The following is an 18,476-nucleotide window of genomic DNA, read 5'->3' as shown; positions in this document are numbered from 1 at the left end:
GCGAGGTCAGGAAGTTGTAAAAGATGTGTAAGAGCACGTGCTGTCGCGGCGTTACAGACCGCCGCGAATTAAGCCGCCCATGCCGCGACGCTCCATAAAGGCCGCTACCTGATGGCGCACTTCGGTGGCAGACTGGGATTCGAGGCTGCGGGCGCTAAGCGTCTCGGCTTCTTCCAGAGTGATATGGCGCAGGAGATACTTAACGCGCGCGACAGAGCGGCCGTTCATCGAAAGATGGTGATACCCCATGCCAACCAGCAGCGCGACGCACATCGGGTCGCCCGCCATCTCGCCACACAAGCAGAGATCGATGCCGAGGCGCTGCGCCTCAAGTGCAATCATCTTAAGCGCGCGAAGCATCGCCGGGTGCAGGCTGTCATAGAGGCTGGCGACACGCGTATTGTTGCGGTCTACCGCCAGCAGATACTGGGTGAGGTCATTGGTGCCGACCGAGATAAAGTCAATGCGGCTGGCCAGATGAGGCAGCATAAAGAGCATCGATGGGACTTCGACCATCACGCCCAACCGGGGTTTGGGGATCTCATAGCCGAGCATCTCTTCCATTTCCCGGCCGGCACGATCGATGAGCCGACGTGCTTCGTCTACTTCATCGATGCTGGTGATCATCGGCAGCAGAATGCTGAGGTTACCCGTCGCCGCGTTAGCGCGCAGCATGGCGCGCACCTGGATCAAAAAGATCTCAGGCTGGTCGAGCGTAATGCGGATGCCGCGCCAGCCGAGGCATGGGTTTTCTTCGCTGATCGGCATATATGGCAGTTGTTTATCGGCGCCGACGTCGAGCGTACGCAGCGTAACGGGCTTGTCGTTGAACATCTGCAACATGCCCTGATACTGCGCCACCTGCTCTTCTTCGGACGGGAAGCCGCTTTGCAGCATGAAGGGAATTTCAGTGCGGTAGAGGCCGATACCGTCAATACGGCTGCCAAGCTTCTCTTCGTGCTCCGGGCTCAGACCTGCATTCAGCATGACCTGCACGCGCTCGCCGCTTTTAAGACAAGCGGGCTGCTCGACGTAATCTTCCGCGAGGCGGCTGAGCTCGTTCTCTTCACTAATGAGCCGCTGGTATTCATGCAGCAGCACCGGGCTCGGGTCCACCAGCAATTCGCCGCGATAGCCATCCACCACCAGCATACGGTGATGCAGCACCGAAGGCTGGATATCCGCGCCCATTACGGTCGGAATGCCCATGGCGCGCACCATGATGGCGGCATGGGAGTTCGCCGCGCCGTCACGCACTACGACGCCCATTAATCTGTCCTGCGGCAGCTCGGCAAGGGTCGTCGCGGACAGCTCGTCCGCTACCAGCACGAAGCGCTCCGGCCAGGTGTTGGGGCTCTGGATGTTATCGTCAAGATGGAACAACAGACGCTGTCCAAGCGTGCGAAGATCGCCTGCGCGCTCTTTAAGATAGCCATCGGTCAGGGCGGCAAACTGCTCGGCAAATCTTTCAATGACCTTTTTAACTGCCCATTCGGCGACCGAGCCTTTATCCACCTCGTCGTAGAGTTCACGACGCAACCGCGCGTCAGACAACAGGTGAGAGTAGAGATCGAAAATCGCCGCCGTCTCTTTTTGCGCGCCGGCGGCAAAGCGTTTGCTGTAGCGACGAAATTCTCCCGCCGCCTCTTCCAGCGCGGTGGTCAGGCGCTCACGCTCAAGCCCGGTGTCGAGCGTGGAAGCTTCGTACACCTGTTCCATCAGCGGCAGCGTGGCGTCCATCCATCCCTGAGCTATCGCCACCCCCGGCGACGCCGGCAGCGCGCGGATGCGTGTCTGTCGGTACTGGCCAAACAGGGCGGTAAGCTGCGACTGCGACAGAATGGCCGCCATCTGGGTGGCGAGCGTCACCAGGAATGACTCTTCGCTCTCGTCGTACTGACGCAGCTCACGCTGCTGGACGACTAAAACGCCGAGCAACTGGCGACGCTGAATAATCGGCACGCCGAGAAAGGCGCGAAAACGCTCTTCGCGCACGGAAGGAATGTATTTAAAGCTGGGATGTTTTTGCGCGTCAGCGAGGTTAATCGGCTCGGCGAGGCGGCCGACCAGCCCGACGATGCCCTCGTCGAAAGCCAGCGTGACGGTACGCCCGCGCGGTTTTTTAAGCCCCCGGGTCGCCATCAGGTAATAGCAACGCCGGTCGTGGTCGGCGAGATAAACCGAACAGACTTCGGTATCCATCGCAAGACAAATATCCGTGACGAGAATGTCCAGCGCCTCGTTGAGGCGCGGGGCGCTGGCAACTTTCTCGACTATTTCTCGCAACCGGGTGAGCATAATTTGCGTGGCTTAACCTCTTTTACGTCGCCAGGCAGGCGAAGGATTACGCTGCGGTGGCGCGCTCTCCTGCAACGGCATCACAACGCTTGCGAACTCTTTCATGACCCGACGATAAACATCGCGCTTAAAAGAGACGACCTGGCGCACCGGATACCAGAAGCTCACCCACCGCCAGCCGTCAAATTCTGGCGTACTGCTGGTTTGCATGTTGATATCGGCATCGTTGCTCATTAACTGCAGAAGAAACCACTTTTGTTTCTGGCCGATACATACCGGCTTTGTGTCCCAACGCACCAAACGTTTTGGTAATTTGTAACGTAACCAGTTGCGGGTTGTGGCGAGGATACGCACATCTTTTCGTTGTAGACCGACTTCTTCGAAAAGCTCGCGGTACATCGCCTGCTCCGCCGACTCGCCAGGATTAATGCCGCCTTGCGGAAATTGCCAGGAGTGCTGACCAAAACGTCTGGCCCACATTACCTGCCCCTGACGATTACAGATCACGATACCAACATTCGGGCGGTAGCCATCATCATCGATCACCGGACTACCTCAAAATAAACCTGGATAGTAACGATTGTTTCATACTCCTCATTGACGGTAAACCACTCTGTTAGCGGGTATGGACAGGAATAACATTTGAATAACTCACAAAAATATGCAGGGTTATAAACAGGTAACAGAGCTTTAGCCCGCTTTTATTCACTTTTTCTGTGGATATCTTTGTGAAGAAGTGTCTTATTTCCCAGGGAAAACCCAAAACAACCCTGAACTAAGGATAATTCTTATGGATAAAATTGTATTGCTATTCAAACGATTAAATTTACAAAAGCGTGATATCCATCGCATAACGTGACGATCATCACACTGACGATCCTTAGCCTGACGAAAGATCGACCAGCGTCGTTTTTATCCACAGATTATGCCAATAACTTAGTCACAATTTGCTGAAAAAGCGGGTTTTCGCTGGCCGTCAAGGCTGTAAATCGAAACAGTAGTGAGGGATTTACACAGTTATCCCATTTTTCTGTGGATAAACTGGTGTAAGATCCTGTTTATTGTCGGTGACCAGATTTGAACAACCTCGATTTTAAGCACGATAAATTTCTTTTTTTATCATAAAAACCATTTTAAATCATGCAATTGCCTGGTTTGCTCACATGCAGGTAAACTCTTTCCACAACCCCGTTTTTTACTGTTCATTTTTTAAACAAAAGGTGTTTTTTATGGCTTCCCTTGCCCCCCTTACCCGGCCGCCTGAAGATGAAGCGCAGTTGTTAGGACAGGCGCAGCAGCTGGCCGGGCTGACGCTTGGCGAGCTGGCGACGCTGGCGGGACTCGAAACGCCGGCAGATTTGCGACGCGATAAGGGCTGGACAGGCGTGCTGCTGGAGCGCTGGCTCGGCGCCAGCGCGGGCAGCAAGCCAGAGCAGGATTTCGCCGCTATCGGCGTTGAGCTTAAAACGATCCCGATAGACCGCCAGGGACGCCCGCTTGAAACTACGTTCGTGTGTGTAGCGCCGCTCACCGGCAATACAGGCGTGACGTGGGAAACCAGCCATGTGCGCCATAAGCTTAAGCGCGTGCTTTGGGTGCCAGTGGAAGGTGAGCGCGCGATCCCGCTCGGCGAGCGTCGTGTTGGCGCACCGCTGCTCTGGAGTCCGTCGCCGCAGGAGGAAGAGCAACTGCGTCGCGACTGGGAAGAGTTAATGGATCTCATTGTTTTAGGTCAGGTTGAGCGCATTACTGCCCGCCACGGCGAAGTACTGCAGTTGCGTCCAAAAGCCGCTAACAGTAAAGCCCTGACGCCCGCGTTCGGTGTTCACGGCGAGCCAGTGCTGACCCTGCCGCGCGGCTTTTATCTGAAGAAGAACTTCACCGCCGCCCTGCTGGCGCGTCATTTTTTGTTATAAACACCTTAAATTTTTGTCAACAGCCTTCCACAGACGCATATAATTAGCGTTTTGTTTCTTTGAGCAGGGCTTTTTAAATGTTGTTTGCATGGATAACTGATCCCAACGCCTGGCTGGCGCTCGGTACGCTGACGCTGCTGGAGATCGTACTTGGGATCGACAATATCATTTTTCTCTCGCTTGTCGTGGCGAAGCTGCCGAAATCGCAACAGGCGCTGGCGCGCAAGCTGGGTCTCGGCGCAGCGATGGTGATGCGCCTGGCGCTGCTGGCGTCGATCGCCTGGGTGGTGAAACTGACCAACCCGCTCTTTACGGTGTTCAGTCATGATATCTCAACGCGAGATCTCATCCTGCTGCTGGGCGGCCTGTTCCTTATCTGGAAAGCCAGCAAGGAGATCCATGAATCGATTGAAGGCGAAGAAGAGGGGCTGAAAACCAATGTTCACTCCTTCTTCGGCGCTATTTTCCAGATCATGTTGCTGGATATCATTTTCAGTCTGGATTCGGTCATCACCGCGGTGGGCCTCTCCGATCATCTGTTCATTATGATGGCGGCGGTCGTGATTGCGGTGGGCGTGATGATGTTCGCCGCGCGCCCTATCGGCGAGTTTGTCGAACGTCATCCGTCCGTGAAGATGCTGGCGCTTTCTTTCCTGATCCTGGTGGGCTTCACCCTGATGCTGGAAAGTTTCGATATTCACGTGCCGAAAGGCTACATCTACTTCGCGATGTTTTTCTCGATTGCCGTGGAAAGCCTCAATCTGTTGCGCAACAAGAAAAAACCGCTGTAAACATTACGCTCCTTCGGGAGCGTTTTTGTTTATTCCCCTGTGCTTTTAAGAATTTGCCGCTTTTTCACGCCGCCTCGCTGTTTTTTACTAGACTCTACGTGGACCCCTTCCTGATGAGGCGAAAAACAATGAATAAATGGGCTGTAGCAATTTCTGCCGTCGGATTGGCCTTCGCGGTTTCTGGCTGTAGCAGCGATTACGTCATGGCGACAAAAGATGGTCGTATGATCCTGACCGAAGGCAAACCGCAGGTGGATGACGAAACCGGGCTGGTCAGCTATCGTGATCCCCAGGGCAATGAGATGCAAATTAACCGCGATCAGGTTTCGCAAATCATTGAGCGCTAAATAAAAGGTCAGCATCGCGCTGACCTTTTGGTTTTTTCTCCCTTCCCTCTTTTCCTTTTGTCTCCCCTCTGCCATGTTTATATTCCTTTGTCAGGAATGGCCTGACGCGGACTGAACAACAGAAGGTAGGCTGGCTATGCATTATCACCGTATCCCTCATAGCTCACTTGAAGTCAGCACGCTGGGGCTGGGAACCATGACGTTTGGTGAACAAAACAGCGAAGCCGACGCCCATGAACAGCTCGATTACGCCGTAAGCCAGGGCATAAACCTGATTGATGTCGCCGAAATGTACCCCGTCCCGCCGCGCCCGGAAACCCAGGGCCTGACGGAAACTTACGTCGGCAACTGGCTGAAAAAACGCGCCAATCGCGAAAAGTTGATTATCGCCTCGAAAGTCAGCGGCCCGAGCCGTAACAGCGACAGCGGCATCCGCCCCAATCAGGCGCTGGATCGCAAAAATATCCGCGACGCGCTCGACGCCAGCCTGAAACGTTTACAGACCGACTATCTCGATCTCTACCAGGTGCACTGGCCGCAGCGCCCAACTAACTGCTTTGGCAAACTCGGTTACACCTGGACTGACAGCACGCCAGTCATCACGCTGCTGGAAACGCTCGAAGCGCTGGCGGAATTCCAGCGCGCGGGGAAAATCCGTTATATCGGCGTCTCCAACGAAACCGCTTTTGGCGTAATGCGTTATCTGCATCTGGCGGATAAACACGATCTGCCGCGCATCGTCACCATTCAAAACCCGTACAGCCTGCTGAACCGCAGCTTTGAGGTGGGTCTTGCCGAAGTGAGTCAATATGAAGGCGTTGAGCTGCTGGCTTACTCCTCGCTGGCGTTCGGCACGCTTTCCGGCAAATACCTGAACGGCGCGAAACCTGCCGGCGCCCGCAATACGCTCTTCAGCCGCTTTACGCGCTACAGCAGCGAGCAGTCGCAGAAAGCGGTCGCCGCCTATGTGGACGTGGCGAAACGCCACGGGCTGGACCCGGCCCAGATGGCGCTGGCGTTCGTGCGCCAGCAACCGTTTGTCGCAAGCACGCTGCTTGGCGCGACGACGATGCAACAACTCAAAACCAACGTCGAAAGCCTGCATGTCGAATTAAACGAAGAGGTGTTAGCGGAACTGGAGGCGGTGCATCAGGTGTATACCTACCCGGCGCCGTAAGCATTCAACCGCTGCCTGTAAAAAGACCCGCCGAAGCGGGTCTTTTTTTACTGTTTGCGTCGCCACAGCCAGAGCCCGGCGATGGCCAGCGCGAAAATCGCGCCAAAGCCGACGCCAATCCCTACCACCGGCAGCGAGAGCTTCACCGCCAGCGAATAGAGCCCCAGCATCAGCAGCATCGCGGTATTCTCGCCGAGGTTTTGCACCGCAATGGCGTTGCCCGCGCCGACGGAGCGCTTACCGCGCTCCTGTAACAGCGCGTTGAGCGGCACCACGAAGAAACCGCCGAAAAAGCCTATCAGCAGCAGTAACAGATACGCCGGCAGCGCCGCCTGCTGGAGCGAGAAGAAGATAACCGCGATGCCAATCAGAATGCCCGCAGGCATACAGCGCGACACGCGCTCCAGCGTCACCAGCTTCGCCGCCGCGCCCGCGCCCACCACGATACCGACCGCCACCATCGCGTTCAGATACGTCGGCGTGGCGTTATCGGTAATGCCAAGCGCGACCGGCACCCACAGCACCAGTAAGAAACGCAGCGTCACGCCTGCGCCCCAGAACATGCTGGTGCCCACCAGCGAAAAGCGGGTTTCATCGTTATGCCACAGTTCGCGACAGGCGCTGAAGAAGCTGCGCGTCATCGGGCCGAAACGCCAGGACTGCCCCGGGCGCGCTGCGCCGAGTTTCGGGATAAGCAGGTTGGCCGCCACCGCGCCCGCGTAGGCAAGCGCGCAAACGCCGAGCGCCGCGCCAACGTGCCAGTCCGCCAGCACGCCGCCTGCCATCGACCCAATCAGGATCGCCGCGATGGTCGAAGACTCCATCAGCCCGTTAGCTTTCACCAGGCGATCGCCGGTAGTTATTTCGCCGAGTATGCCGTACTTGGCAGGCGAATACGCCGCCGCGCCGACGCCCACCAGCGTATAACCGACAAACGGGTTGCCGCCGAAGACAATAACCACCGCGCCGAGCAGCTTCAGGCCGTTGGCGACCATCATCACCCGCCCTTTGGAGAAGCTGTCCGCGACCTGTCCCACGAACGGCGCCAGCAGGATATAGGCGCAAACGAACACCATCTGCAACACCGGCTGGCTCCAGTCCGGGTAGAACTGTTGCTTGAGTAGCGCGAGAGTGGCAAACAGCAGCGCGTTATCGCCAAACGCCGAGAGAAACTGCGCGGCGATAACCGCCATCATCCCTCGCGAAAACAGCGAGCCGTTCTGGCTGAGCGAATCAGGCATGATGGGCCTCTTCCTGGTCGACGATTTTTTTCAGCGATACAAAATCGGGTTTGCCGCTGCCCAGTAACGGCAGCTGTTTGAGGAAGCGGATATCTCGCGGCACCGCCAGCTCCGGCACGCCGCTGCTGCGCGCCTGCTGCGCCAGTTTTTCGCGGCTCAGCTCCGGATCGGTCGTAAAGAGCACCAGCGCCTCGCCTTTGGCGGCATCATGTTTAATGGCCGTGGCGTGCATTTTCTCCGGCGAGACGGCCAGCGCCAGGCCTTCCACCATTTCAAGCGACACCATTTCGCCCGCGATTTTGGCAAAACGTTTGGCGCGCCCCTGGATCTGCACAAAGCCCTGCTCGTCGAACGCGACAATATCGCCGGTATCGTACCAGCCCGGCTCGCTGACGCCCTGCGGGTTTTCCGCTGCCGGCGCTTCCAGCACGCCCGGGTTTTCCACGCGCAGATAGCCTTTCATGATGTTCGGGCCTTTCAACTGCAAACGTCCGCCCTGCTCGATACCCGGCACCTCTACCAGACGCGCGTCCATTGACGGCAAAATTCGCCCGACAGTGCCCGGTTTCGCCGCCATCGGCACGTTGATGGAGACCACCGGCGCGCACTCGGTCACGCCGTAGCCTTCCAGAATGCGCAGGCCAAATTTGTCCTGCCAGATGCGTTTGGTGCTTTCCTGAAGTTTTTCCGCGCCGGCCACGACGTAGCGCACCATGTGGAAATCATAGGGATGCGCAAAGCGCGCGTAGTGGCCAAGGAACGTTGAGGTGCCGAAAATCACCGTACAGTTGCGGTCATACACCAGCTCCGGTACTACGCGATAATGAAGCGGGCTCGGATAGAGGAAAACTTCCGCGCCGGTCAGCAGCGGCGTGAACAGCCCCACCGTCAGGCCAAAGGAATGGAACAGCGGCAGCGCCGACATAAATTTGTCGTCGGCGGTGAAATCCGCGATGGTGCGGATCTGCTCGACGTTCGCCAGCAGGCTCTTGTGGCTGTGCACCACGCCTTTTGGATTGCCTTCTGAGCCGGAGGTAAAGAGGATCAGCGCCGCATCTTCCGGCTGTTGCTCCACCTGGGCCAGGCGCGGCATTAACAGATGCGCGAAGATCCACGCTTTGTCCTTCGCCGTCACCTCGCCTTTAAGATCTTCGAGAAAGACCCAGCGCACCGAGGTTATCTGCTCCGGCAGGTGCCAGAGCTTGCCTTTATCCAGGAACTGGCGCGAGGTGAAAATGGTTTTGATCTGCGCCGCCGTGATGGCGCTGGTCAGCCCTTGCACGCCCGCGGTGTAGTTCATCATCGCCGGGATCCGCCCGCGCATAACGGCGCCGAAAATCACCGCCGCGCTGATGCTCGCGTTCGGCAACATTAAACCGATGGCTTCGCGCGGCGCGCTGTATTTATCGAGAATGCGCCCGACAAATAGCGTCTTCATCATCAGGCTGCGGTAGGTGTCTGGCTTGAAGTTAATATCTTCCAGACAATTTTTGCCCTCGCCGTAGCGCTTTTGCGCGTTGATGAGCGCCTCAAACAGCGTTTCACGCGGGCGCGCCGCCATACGCGCTTCCATCATCACCTGATGGAGCATTTCGCCTGCCATTTTGCGACGATCGCGCGCTTTCGGCGCGTCGGGCATCGGAATGGACGTCGGCGGCAGGATGTGAATAGAAATGCGCGGGAAAAGGCGGCGTTTCACCAGGCCTTTCAGGCGGCTGAAAAAGGTCAGCTCCGCGCCTTCGATACGCACCGGGATCACTGTCGCCTGCGATTTCGCCGCCACAAAGCCTGCGCCGTCATAGATTTTCATCAGCGAGCCGCTGATGGAGATTCGGCCTTCCGGGAAAATCACCACCGGACGCCCCTGTCCCACCAGACGCACCAGCTGCTTCACCGACATTGGTTTGGTTGGGTCAAGCGGGACGAAGTCAATAATCGGCTTCAGCGCGCGCATATACCACTGCTCGCTGATAGAGGTATAGACCGCGAATACCGGACGTACAGGCAGGAAGAGCGCCATCAGCGCGCCGTCGAGAAACGAGACGTGGTTTGGCGTGATCAGCACGCGCTCCTGACTCAACGGCCCGGTATCTCCATATACCTGGATACGAAAGAGCAAACGGAACAGCCAACGAAAGAATTTTAAAACCATATCAACGCCCTTTGTTTTCCTTTAGCGGGGGGTAAGTATAGTTAGCGCAGATTACACGACTCGGCGGACAGGGGCGACAGGAGAAATTGGCAGGCCAGACGCGGTGTCTGAATGCGGCGGTGAGATGGGCAGCCTGAAGGGGGAGCGTGAGGCGGAAAAGAGGCAAAAAAAAACCTGCGCATCCGCGCAGGTTGGTGTAAGTGTTGTGATCAGCTAAGTCGCTGACTTCACCTATCAATACCTCTGGGATCTCAAATGTAGCAACCCGTCGACACCGCCCGCCAGCCACCAATCGCAACAGCCCTTCGCAAAGTGTAACTAAAGGTTTTAACTGAAATTATTTGCCTTTTTCTGGTTACATCCGCGCCTGTTGCCTCCTTAATTCAGAGACGGGCTTTTGTGAGCCAGGGCCCGCCCGACCAGCATGCGCCTTGAAGTGGCCGCGCTTTTCCGTAACACTTACCGCAGTGTAAACGCTTACCCTGAAGGTATTAAATGGCGACGATTAAGGATGTTGCGCGACTGGCAGGAGTCTCTGTCGCCACGGTCTCCCGCGTAATCAATGATTCTCCTAAAGCCAGCGACGCTTCGCGTCAGGCGGTGCTGAGCGCGATGGAACAGCTCAACTACCACCCCAACGCCAACGCCCGTGCGCTGGCGCAGCAGACCACGGAAACAATAGGTCTGGTGGTGGGCGACGTTTCCGACCCGTTCTTCGGGGCGATGGTCAAAGCGGTAGAGCAAGTGGCCTATCACACCGGGAATTTCCTGCTTATCGGCAACGGCTACCACAGCGAGCAAAAAGAGCGCCAGGCGATTGAACAGCTGATCCGCCACCGCTGCGCGGCGCTGGTGGTGCACGCCAAAATCATTCCCGATGCCGATCTTATTCCGCTGATGAAGCAGATCCCTGGTATGGTGCTGATTAACCGTATCCTGCCGGGGTTTGAAGCGCGCTGCGTGGCGCTCGACGACCGCTACGGCGCCTGGCTCGCCACCCGGCATCTGATCCAGCAGGGCCATACGCGCATCGGCTACCTGTGCTCGAATCATGCGATCTCAGACGCCGACGACCGCCTGCAAGGATATTACGACGCGCTGCGCGAGCACGATCTGCCCTGCAATGACCGGCTGGTGGCCTGGGCTGAACCCGATGAAAGCGGCGGCGAACAGGCGATGACTGAACTGCTGGGCCAGGGAAAACAGTTCACCGCTGTGGCCTGTTATAACGACTCGATGGCCGCGGGGGCGATGGGCGTGCTCAATGATAACGGTATCGCCGTGCCACAGGAGATTTCACTGATTGGGTTTGATGATGTGCTGGTGTCGCGTTATGTGCGTCCGCGTCTCACCACCGTCCGTTATCCGATTGTGACAATGGCGACGCAGGCGGCGGAGCTGGCGTTAGCGCTGGCCGATAACCGCCCGGCGCCGGAAATCACCAATATCTTCACCCCGACGCTGGTGCGCCGTCACTCAGTGGTGGCGCCGGCGGAATCTGATAAATCGTAACGATAGAGATGCACGGTCTGGTCCGGGTAGTCCAGACTGTCGCCGATATACGCCCAACCGAAACGCTCGTAATAGTCCCGGCAGGCGGAGTAGAGAAACAGCGCCGGGAAGCCGTTATCGCGCGCGTAGTCGATCACCGCGCGCTGTAACGCGCCGCCGAGCCCCTTGCCGCGCTGCGCCTCGTCGATATAGAGCGCCGCCAGCCACGGGAAAAGATCCTGACGACTGATTAAATCGCAGCGCCACAGCCCGACGGTGCCGAGCAGCTTTTCGCCGTCAAGCGCCACGAACGTAAGCGGTAACTGACCGGGCTGCTGGCTGTGCGTGACGATACTTGCGAAAAACGCGCGTGGCAGCGAGGCGCCGAACGCCTGCGACAGCCAGTCGGTCACCTGCTCCGCGTGCTGCGGCGCCTCATACAGCGGCACGATGTTAACGTTTTGCACCGCGCTCATTGCAGTTTCCCCTGGAAAATCGGCACCGACTCAAAGAGATAGCCGTCGAAATCCGGCGCATCGGCGTCGGAAAGCTCCATCAGGCTGTTTTTCACGTTCTCCAGATGCTGCCACATCGCCTGCCAGGCACCCATCACGTCGCGGCGGCGCAGCGCCGCCAGGATAGTCTGATAGTCGCCAAGCCATTTCAGGCGATGCGCACGGGTTTCGATATGGGCGCGTAGCTGCTGCCAGAGCGGGCTGCTGTCCATGTGATGCCAGATACTTTCTACGGTTGCCAGCAGCATCTGGTTCTGCGATGCGCCCGCCAGCACCAGATGAAACAGTTTGTTGTTGTCCTGCGTGGTGTCGTTCATGGCGATGGCGCGCTGCTCCTGCTCCAGAATGCGTCGCAGGTTGTCGATATCCGCTTTGGTCGCCATTTTGGCGGCGAACGCGGCGATATTGCTCTCCAGCAATTGCCGCGCCTGGAGCATTTCAAACGGGCCGATGTCGCTTGAGAAAAAGCGCTCCTCTTCGGCTTCATGCTCCGCCGGAATGCGCATCACATAAACGCCGGAGCCCTGGCGGATATCCACCGTCCCCTGTAGCTCCAGCATCAGCAGCGCCTCGCGCACGATGGTGCGGCTGACGCCATATTTCTCGGCAATGTTGCGCTCCGGTGGAAGACGAGAGCCGACCGGGTAATGGCCCTGGATAATTTGCGCGCGCAGATCCTCGCCAATCTCCTGATACTGCTTTTTCTCCGGCGGAACGACAGCCTTCTCCACGTGATCACCTGTGCTCTGAATAGACCCAATATAGCTTACCGCCTGGCGGCGGAAAGGCGCGTTAGATTACCAGAGATAACGCCTGATCGAGAACTTTCGCGCCGTTAAGCGTGCCATAGGCGACAGAATCAATGACTGCGATCGGGATCTGATGCGCGTCGGTGAGTTTTTTATTTTCCGCAAGCTTAAAGTGCACCTGAGGCCCCAGCAGCACCGCCTGGATGTCGCTGGCGTGATGTTGTAATTCATCACGCAGGTTCTGCTCGGGGATAGCGTAGATTTTCAGTTCCAGCCCGCGTTCGGCTGCGGTTTTTTTCATCTTCGTGACCACCAGCGATGTGGACATGCCGGCGGAACAGCACAGGACGATACGTTTCATCAGCGGTTCCTTATTTCCATTCATCATCAACAGTGAGCGTCAGGGTCCGCGACGCGCTTAAGCGGTGATACCAGTGCAGCGATTTCTTGGCGCGGCGCGCGCGCTGGCGCTGTAAATCGATCTCCACCAGCCCGTAGCGGTTTTTAAACGCGTTCATCGGCGAGACGTTGTCGGTAAAAGCCCAGAGCATATAGCCCTGACAGTTCGCGCCCGCCTCCCGCGCCAGCAGCGTCTGGTAAAGGTGCTCGCCGATAAACGCGATGCGGTAGTCATCCTCAATCACCCCGTCGGCGTTGCGAAACTGCGCTTCGTTTTCCACGCCCATCCCGCTCTCGGCCACAAACCACGGAATGTTGCCGTAGTCGTTTTTAATGCGCATCGCCATGTCGTAAATGATGCGCGGGTAGATTTCCCAGCCGCGCGATGTGTTCATTCGCCGCCCCGGCAGCTCAAAAGGCTCGTAGTAATACGCCGGATGAAACGGCGTCTCTGGATGCCAGGCGCGCGACGGCGCTTTGACGCGATGGGGGTAGTAGAGGTTAATGCCGAGCTCATCAACGGTATTGTCGCGGATAATGGCCAGCTCATCCTCGCGGTATTCCCACGCCACGCCATGTTTCTCAAGCAACTGCACCAGCTCGGGCGGGTAGTCGCCTTTGACCAGGGGGTCGAGGAAAACGCGGTTGTAGAAGAGATCGTAGATTTCCGCGGCGCGGACATCATGCGGCGCGCGCGAGCGCGGATAGGTTACTTCCGGGTTCAGGATAGCGCCCACGCTGCCCGCATAGCCTTTTTCGCGAAACAGCCGCACCACTTTCGCGGTAGCGAGCGTTTTATGGTGGTTCCACTGCATCCAGGTGGCGGTGTTCTGTTCATACGGCCAGCGCAGCGCGTCGAGATAAACGCGGGTCTGCACCACAATCGGCTCGTTGAAGGTAAACCAGCGCGACACTTTACGATGGTAGCGCTCAAACACTTTTTCGGCGTAGAGCACAAACAGCTCGACCACTTTTTTGGATGACCAGCCGCCGTAGGTTTCAAAGAGATAGCCCGGCAGCTCGTAATGCTCAAGGCAGATCATCGGCTCGACGCCCGCCGCGCGGATGGCGTCCAGGAAGCGGTCGTAATACGCCGCGTACTCTTCATCGACAATGCCTTTTTCATAATCGGTGAAAAAGCGCGACCAGTTGATCGACGTGCGGTAGTGGGTCAGCCCCGCCTGTTTCATCAGCGCCACGTCTTCTTCGTAGCGGTTGATAAGGTCGGTCGCGCCTGCCGGGCCGTAGCCGTCATGCCAGACGTGGCGATCGTTCTGATACCAGAGATCGAGCCAGGAGTCCTGGCCCGCTTTTTTACCGCTCCACCCTTCGGTCTGCCACGCGGACGACGCCGCGCCCAGAATAAAATCCGGCGGAATAACGAGAGTTTTTTCGCTCATGCTTGCCTCATGCGTTTTTCGCCGTTTCGACGCTGGCGGCCTGGAGCTGCGCCTGCTCAGCGCGGCGCGAGGCGATTTTCACGAACGGCAGATAGATAAGAATGGAAACCAGAATGCAGACAAGCTGGGTGACGACCGCGCCCATTGAGCCTGCGGTCGAAAGCCAGGCGTTGATAAGCGGCGGCGTGGTCCAGGGCACCATCACCACAGCTTTACCGGCAAAGCCCATCACTGTGGCGAAATAGCCAATGGAGCCCGTCACCAGCGGTGTGATGATAAACGGCACCGCGAGGATCGGGTTGAGCATAATGGGCATCCCGAAAATCACCGGCTCGTTGATATTGAAAATGCCCGGCCCGAACGACAGCTTGGCGATTTCTTTCATCTCTTTGCGTTTGGTGGCGATCATCACGGCAATCAGCAGACCGATGGTCAGCCCGGAGCCGCCAATGCTCATGTAGACATCCCAGAACGGCATGGTGATGATGTTCGGCACCTCTTTGCCCTGCTCAAACGCGCTCATATTGACGGTGATCGCGCCGAGCAGCAGCGGCTCGCGAATGGGCTTTATCATCTGGTTGCCATGAATACCGATAACCCAGAACAGTTGAGCGACAAACATCAGCAGCAGAATACCCGGCAGGCTTTGCACGACGCGCTCCAGCGGCTGCTGGACGACCTGGTAGACCGCGTCGTAAAGGTACATGCCGGTCACCTGATGGAACACAAAACCGAACGTCGCGATAACGGTAGTGGTGATAATCGCCGGGATCAGCGCCGAGAATGAGGCGGAGACATTGGGCGGTACGGTGTCGGGCATTTTGATTTTCAACCCGTCGCGGTTTTCAAGCCAGGTGTAGATCTCGACAGACAGGATCGCGATAAACATGCCGAGGAACAGGCTGCGGGTATCAGAGAACTGGCGCAGCAGCACATCTTTCACCACGTGCATTTCGCCATCCACCAGCATCTCGACCGTGGTCGGCGTGACGCAGATAAAACAGATCACCGCCAGCAGGCCGGGGAACAGCGTTTTAATGCCGTTGATGCGCCCCAGTTCAATGCCGATGAGAAACACCGCGCCGATGTTTAAAAAGTTCAGCGTCGCGTAGTTAATGGCGCTGGTGATGGGTTTTAACGCGGCAAGGAACGACAGCGCCTGAAAGCTTGCCAGCCCGTTTTTCGGATCCAGCACCATGTTGGAGATCAGCACCGAAAACGCGCCGACGATAATCACCGGCATCAGTGTGATAAACGACGCCTTGATCGCCATGATATAGCGGTAGCTGTTGAATTTGGTCGCGAAACTCCCCAGAGAGTCGATCAACTTTTCCTGGAACGCCATAGGGTGTGCCCTCATTGAATGTGGCTTTTTTATCGGAAAGGTTACCGCTGAACACCTTTTTTGGTATGCCAAAAAATAGGATCGCCACGCGCAATTATCTGTGACACTTCTCGCACAAACGAAGATTGGCATTCCAAATAATCAAAACGGCAATATTTGGCATACCAGAACTTTATAAAATCCTATCAGCGACCTGGCGACAGAGCGCGGCGCGCCCGCCCCCTTTACCGTCCGGCTTGTGTGTTAAACTCCTTCGAATAGCGATGGCAACGGGAGCGTAAGGGAATGGTAACAATGCGGGATGTTTCACTGCGGGCTGGCGTTTCCAAAGCGACCGTATCACGCGTGCTGAATAACACCGGCCAGGTCAAAGAAAGCACCCGCACACAGGTTTTTCGCGCTATGGAGGAGTTGGGATACCGCCCTAACCTGCTGGCCCGATCGCTTGCGCACCGCACCAGCAACAGTATTGGTCTGGTGGTTTCAAGCTTTAACGGCTTCTACTTCGGGCGTCTGTTGCAGCAGGCGTCGCGGCAGACCGAAACGCACGGCAAACAGCTTATCGTCACCGACGGCCACGACACGCCCGCGCGCGAGCTGGAAGCCGTGCAGATGCTGGCAGACCGCCAGTGCGACGCCATCGTGCTCTACACCCGCCATATGAGTGAAAACGCGATTATGGAGCTTATTCATCACACCCCCGTGCCGCTGGTTATCATCAACCGCGACGTCAGCCAGGCGCGTGAGCGCTGCGTTTTTTTTGAACAGCAGGACGCCGCGTTCCGGGCGGTGGAATACCTGATTGAACAGGGGCACAGGGAGATAGCCTGCATTACGGTGTCGCTCGCCACGCCCACCGGTCAGGCGCGCCTGCTGGGCTACCGCCGCGCGCTGGAAAAACACGGCATCGCCGGCAACGAGGCGCTGATTAAAAATGGCGATTCCACCATGAGCGGCGGCCATGCGCGTTGTCGGGATCTGCTGGAAAGTGGCGTACGCTTCACCGCGCTTTTCGCCTGCAATGACGATATGGCGCTGGGCGCCTCGAAAGCGCTTTACCGGGCGGGCCTGCGCATTCCGCAGGATGTATCGCTGTTCGGCTTTGACGACGCGCCGAGCGCCGCGTGGCTTGAACCCGGGCTCTCGACGGTCTGTCTGCCGATTGAAGATATGATAACGACCGCGATTGACAGCGCGATCCGGCTGTCGCGCGACGAGCCGCTCGCCGCAATCCCGCCGTTTACCGGCACGCTGGTGTTGCGGGACTCTGTCGCGCCGGGGCCTTACGCCGCCGCGCCGTTAAAAGCGCTCAAGCGCCAGTAACTCCTCAATAGTCTGACGGCGGCGAATAGTGCGCGCCTCGCCGTTTTCCAGCAGCACTTCCGGCAGCAGCGGACGGCTGTTGTAGTTCGAGGACATCGACGCGCCATACGCGCCGGTATCATGCAGCACCAGATAATCGCCCGGACGCACCGCCGGCAGCGCGCGGGTTTCCACTTTGCCGCCCTCCTGCTGGGTAAAAACGTCGCCCGATTCGCACAGCGGCCCGGCGACCACGGTCTCCAGCAGCGGCGCATCGCGCAGATCGCGCCCATCCGCCGCCAGCGCGGAGATATGGTGATAGCTGCCATACATTGACGGGCGCATCAGATCGTTAAAGCCCGCGTCGATCAGCACGAAATGACGCGATCCCATCTCTTTCACGCTGCGTACCTGGGCCACCAGCACGCCCGCCTCCGCCACGAGAAAACGGCCCGGCTCGATCTCAAGCTTAACCGGATGACCAAAGTGCGCGGCTATCTGCTCGCGTGCGCGGTTCCAGAGCCCGTAATAGTGATCAGTATCAATGGTTTCGTCGCCTTCCCGGTAAGGAACAGACAGCCCGCCGCCGGCGGAGATAGCGTCCAGATCCTGACCATACTCAATCACCTGGCTTACCATCGCGCCGCATACCTGCTCCAGATGGCCATAATCGACGCCGGAGCCGATATGCATATGCATACCGACCAGTTTCAGCTGATAACGCTGCATAACCTCAAGCGCCGCCGGAAGATCGCTGTACCAGATGCCATGTTTGCTGTTCTCGCCGCCGGTATTGGTTTTCTGGCTGTGACCATGACCAAAACCCGGGTTGATACGCAGCCAGACGCGATGCCCAGGCGAGACCGCGCCGAGCTGTTCCAGCATATCCACCGAGCCCGCGTTAACCGGCACGCCCAGTTCATGCACGCGGGCGATGGTCGCGTCGTCGAGCACGTCTGCCGTAAACACGATGTCATCCGGATGCTGGCGCGGATCGTAACCCGCCGCGACTGCGCGCTCGATTTCGCCAAGCGACACGGAATCCACTTTCACGCCCGCCTCGCGCATCAGGCGCAGGATATGGATATTCGAGCAGGCTTTCTGGGCGAAACGAATAACGTCGAACTGACGCAGGCGATCGATTTGCGCGCGGATGATAGCCGCGTCATAGACCCAGACGGGGCCGCCAAATTGCGCGGGCAGCGGCAGTAAAGTAGTGGCATTCAGGGCGCTGTCGGTGTGGTAAAGAGAACGTGGCATGGCGAGACTCCTTTAAGCTGATGCCTCTATTACGCCATAGCCGTTAACGAAGAAAAAATATCGATTTCTCGTGAGTCTATGCAAATATGATAT

General features: G+C 57.6%; 16 protein-coding genes. 6 read left to right on the top strand and 10 right to left on the bottom strand.

Going from position 1 to position 18,476, the window contains the following annotated elements; translation table 11 throughout:
- Positions 1–51: 51 nt before the first annotated feature.
- Together ptsP and rppH are read right to left on the bottom strand one after the other, a co-directional pair.
- Complete coding sequence (gene ptsP / locus AFK63_RS02550) at positions 52–2,298, bottom strand: phosphoenolpyruvate--protein phosphotransferase (RefSeq protein WP_038868072.1); 2,247 nt, start codon at positions 2,296–2,298, stop codon at positions 52–54.
- A 12-nt stretch (positions 2,299–2,310) separates the two neighbouring features.
- Positions 2,311–2,844 (bottom strand): RNA pyrophosphohydrolase, encoded by a 534-nt coding sequence (gene rppH, locus AFK63_RS02545; RefSeq protein ID WP_004385951.1) that lies wholly within the window; start codon positions 2,842–2,844, stop codon positions 2,311–2,313.
- A 683-nt stretch (positions 2,845–3,527) separates the two neighbouring features.
- Here rppH and mutH point away from each other — a divergent pair.
- The 4 genes from mutH to AFK63_RS02525 all read left to right on the top strand — a co-directional run bounded on the left by mutH (position 3,528) and on the right by AFK63_RS02525 (position 6,529).
- Entirely contained in the window at positions 3,528–4,214 is a 687-nt protein-coding gene (gene mutH / locus AFK63_RS02540) for a DNA mismatch repair endonuclease MutH (RefSeq protein ID WP_038868369.1), read from the top strand.
- 77 nt (positions 4,215–4,291) lie between these two features.
- Positions 4,292–5,005: a TerC family protein gene (locus AFK63_RS02535; RefSeq protein WP_038868071.1), complete on the top strand. Its 714-nt coding sequence runs from the start codon at positions 4,292–4,294 to the stop codon at positions 5,003–5,005.
- A gap of 128 nt (positions 5,006–5,133) precedes the next feature.
- Positions 5,134–5,352 (top strand): YgdI/YgdR family lipoprotein, encoded by a 219-nt coding sequence (locus AFK63_RS02530; RefSeq protein WP_004385948.1) that lies wholly within the window; start codon positions 5,134–5,136, stop codon positions 5,350–5,352.
- Between the two features lie 136 nt (positions 5,353–5,488).
- Positions 5,489–6,529, top strand: a complete 1,041-nt coding sequence (locus AFK63_RS02525) for an NADP(H)-dependent aldo-keto reductase (RefSeq protein WP_038868069.1) — start codon at positions 5,489–5,491, stop codon at positions 6,527–6,529.
- Between the two features lie 47 nt (positions 6,530–6,576).
- Here the strand turns inward: AFK63_RS02525 and lplT are convergent, their stop codons facing one another.
- A complete protein-coding gene (gene lplT / locus AFK63_RS02520) occupies positions 6,577–7,770 on the bottom strand; it encodes a lysophospholipid transporter LplT (protein ID WP_038868067.1) in 1,194 nt (397 codons plus the stop codon).
- Positions 7,763–9,922 carry a bifunctional acyl-ACP--phospholipid O-acyltransferase/long-chain-fatty-acid--ACP ligase gene (aas, locus tag AFK63_RS02515; protein ID WP_038868065.1) on the bottom strand — a complete coding sequence of 720 codons (2,160 nt, stop codon included), beginning with the start codon at positions 9,920–9,922 and terminating at the stop codon, positions 7,763–7,765. The genes lplT and aas overlap by 8 nt, the downstream gene beginning before the upstream one ends.
- A 495-nt stretch (positions 9,923–10,417) precedes the next feature.
- Between aas and galR the strand changes: the two genes are divergently transcribed.
- Positions 10,418–11,434 (top strand): HTH-type transcriptional regulator GalR, encoded by a 1,017-nt coding sequence (gene galR, locus AFK63_RS02510; RefSeq protein WP_038868063.1) that lies wholly within the window; start codon positions 10,418–10,420, stop codon positions 11,432–11,434.
- Here galR and AFK63_RS02505 read toward each other — a convergent pair.
- From AFK63_RS02505 to AFK63_RS02485, 5 genes are all read right to left on the bottom strand, one after another.
- The gene (locus AFK63_RS02505; protein WP_038868060.1) at positions 11,395–11,889 is read right to left on the bottom strand and encodes a GNAT family N-acetyltransferase; all 495 of its coding nucleotides are present in this window, start codon (positions 11,887–11,889) and stop codon (positions 11,395–11,397) included. The genes galR and AFK63_RS02505 overlap by 40 nt on opposite strands.
- Positions 11,886–12,659, bottom strand: a complete 774-nt coding sequence (locus tag AFK63_RS02500; RefSeq protein ID WP_004385941.1) for an FCD domain-containing protein — start codon at positions 12,657–12,659, stop codon at positions 11,886–11,888. Before AFK63_RS02500 ends, AFK63_RS02505 begins: the two co-directional genes overlap by 4 nt.
- A 61-nt stretch (positions 12,660–12,720) precedes the next feature.
- A complete protein-coding gene (locus AFK63_RS02495) occupies positions 12,721–13,038 on the bottom strand; it encodes a PTS sugar transporter subunit IIB (RefSeq protein ID WP_038868058.1) in 318 nt (105 codons plus the stop codon).
- A 10-nt stretch (positions 13,039–13,048) separates the two neighbouring features.
- Positions 13,049–14,476 carry a glycoside hydrolase family 1 protein gene (locus AFK63_RS02490; protein ID WP_038868057.1) on the bottom strand — a complete coding sequence of 476 codons (1,428 nt, stop codon included), beginning with the start codon at positions 14,474–14,476 and terminating at the stop codon, positions 13,049–13,051.
- A gap of 7 nt (positions 14,477–14,483) precedes the next feature.
- Positions 14,484–15,821: a PTS sugar transporter subunit IIC gene (locus AFK63_RS02485; RefSeq protein WP_038868055.1), complete on the bottom strand. Its 1,338-nt coding sequence runs from the start codon at positions 15,819–15,821 to the stop codon at positions 14,484–14,486.
- Positions 15,822–16,106: 285 nt separating this feature from the next.
- Here AFK63_RS02485 and AFK63_RS02480 point away from each other — a divergent pair, with 285 nt between their 5' ends.
- Positions 16,107–17,144, top strand: coding sequence for a LacI family DNA-binding transcriptional regulator (locus AFK63_RS02480; protein WP_038868053.1), 1,038 nt, complete (start codon positions 16,107–16,109; stop codon positions 17,142–17,144).
- On the opposite strand, the gene lysA is transcribed toward AFK63_RS02480, so the two are convergent.
- Positions 17,121–18,383 (bottom strand): diaminopimelate decarboxylase, encoded by a 1,263-nt coding sequence (lysA, locus tag AFK63_RS02475; protein WP_038868051.1) that lies wholly within the window; start codon positions 18,381–18,383, stop codon positions 17,121–17,123. The two genes, AFK63_RS02480 and lysA, sit on opposite strands and share 24 nt — an antisense overlap.
- Positions 18,384–18,476 lie beyond the last annotated feature (93 nt).

This window comes from Cronobacter muytjensii ATCC 51329 (genome assembly GCF_001277195.1).
Lineage (GTDB): Bacteria > Pseudomonadota > Gammaproteobacteria > Enterobacterales > Enterobacteriaceae > Cronobacter > Cronobacter muytjensii.
Note: the sequence above shows the minus strand (reverse complement) of the source record. Positions and strands in the feature narration are given on the sequence as shown.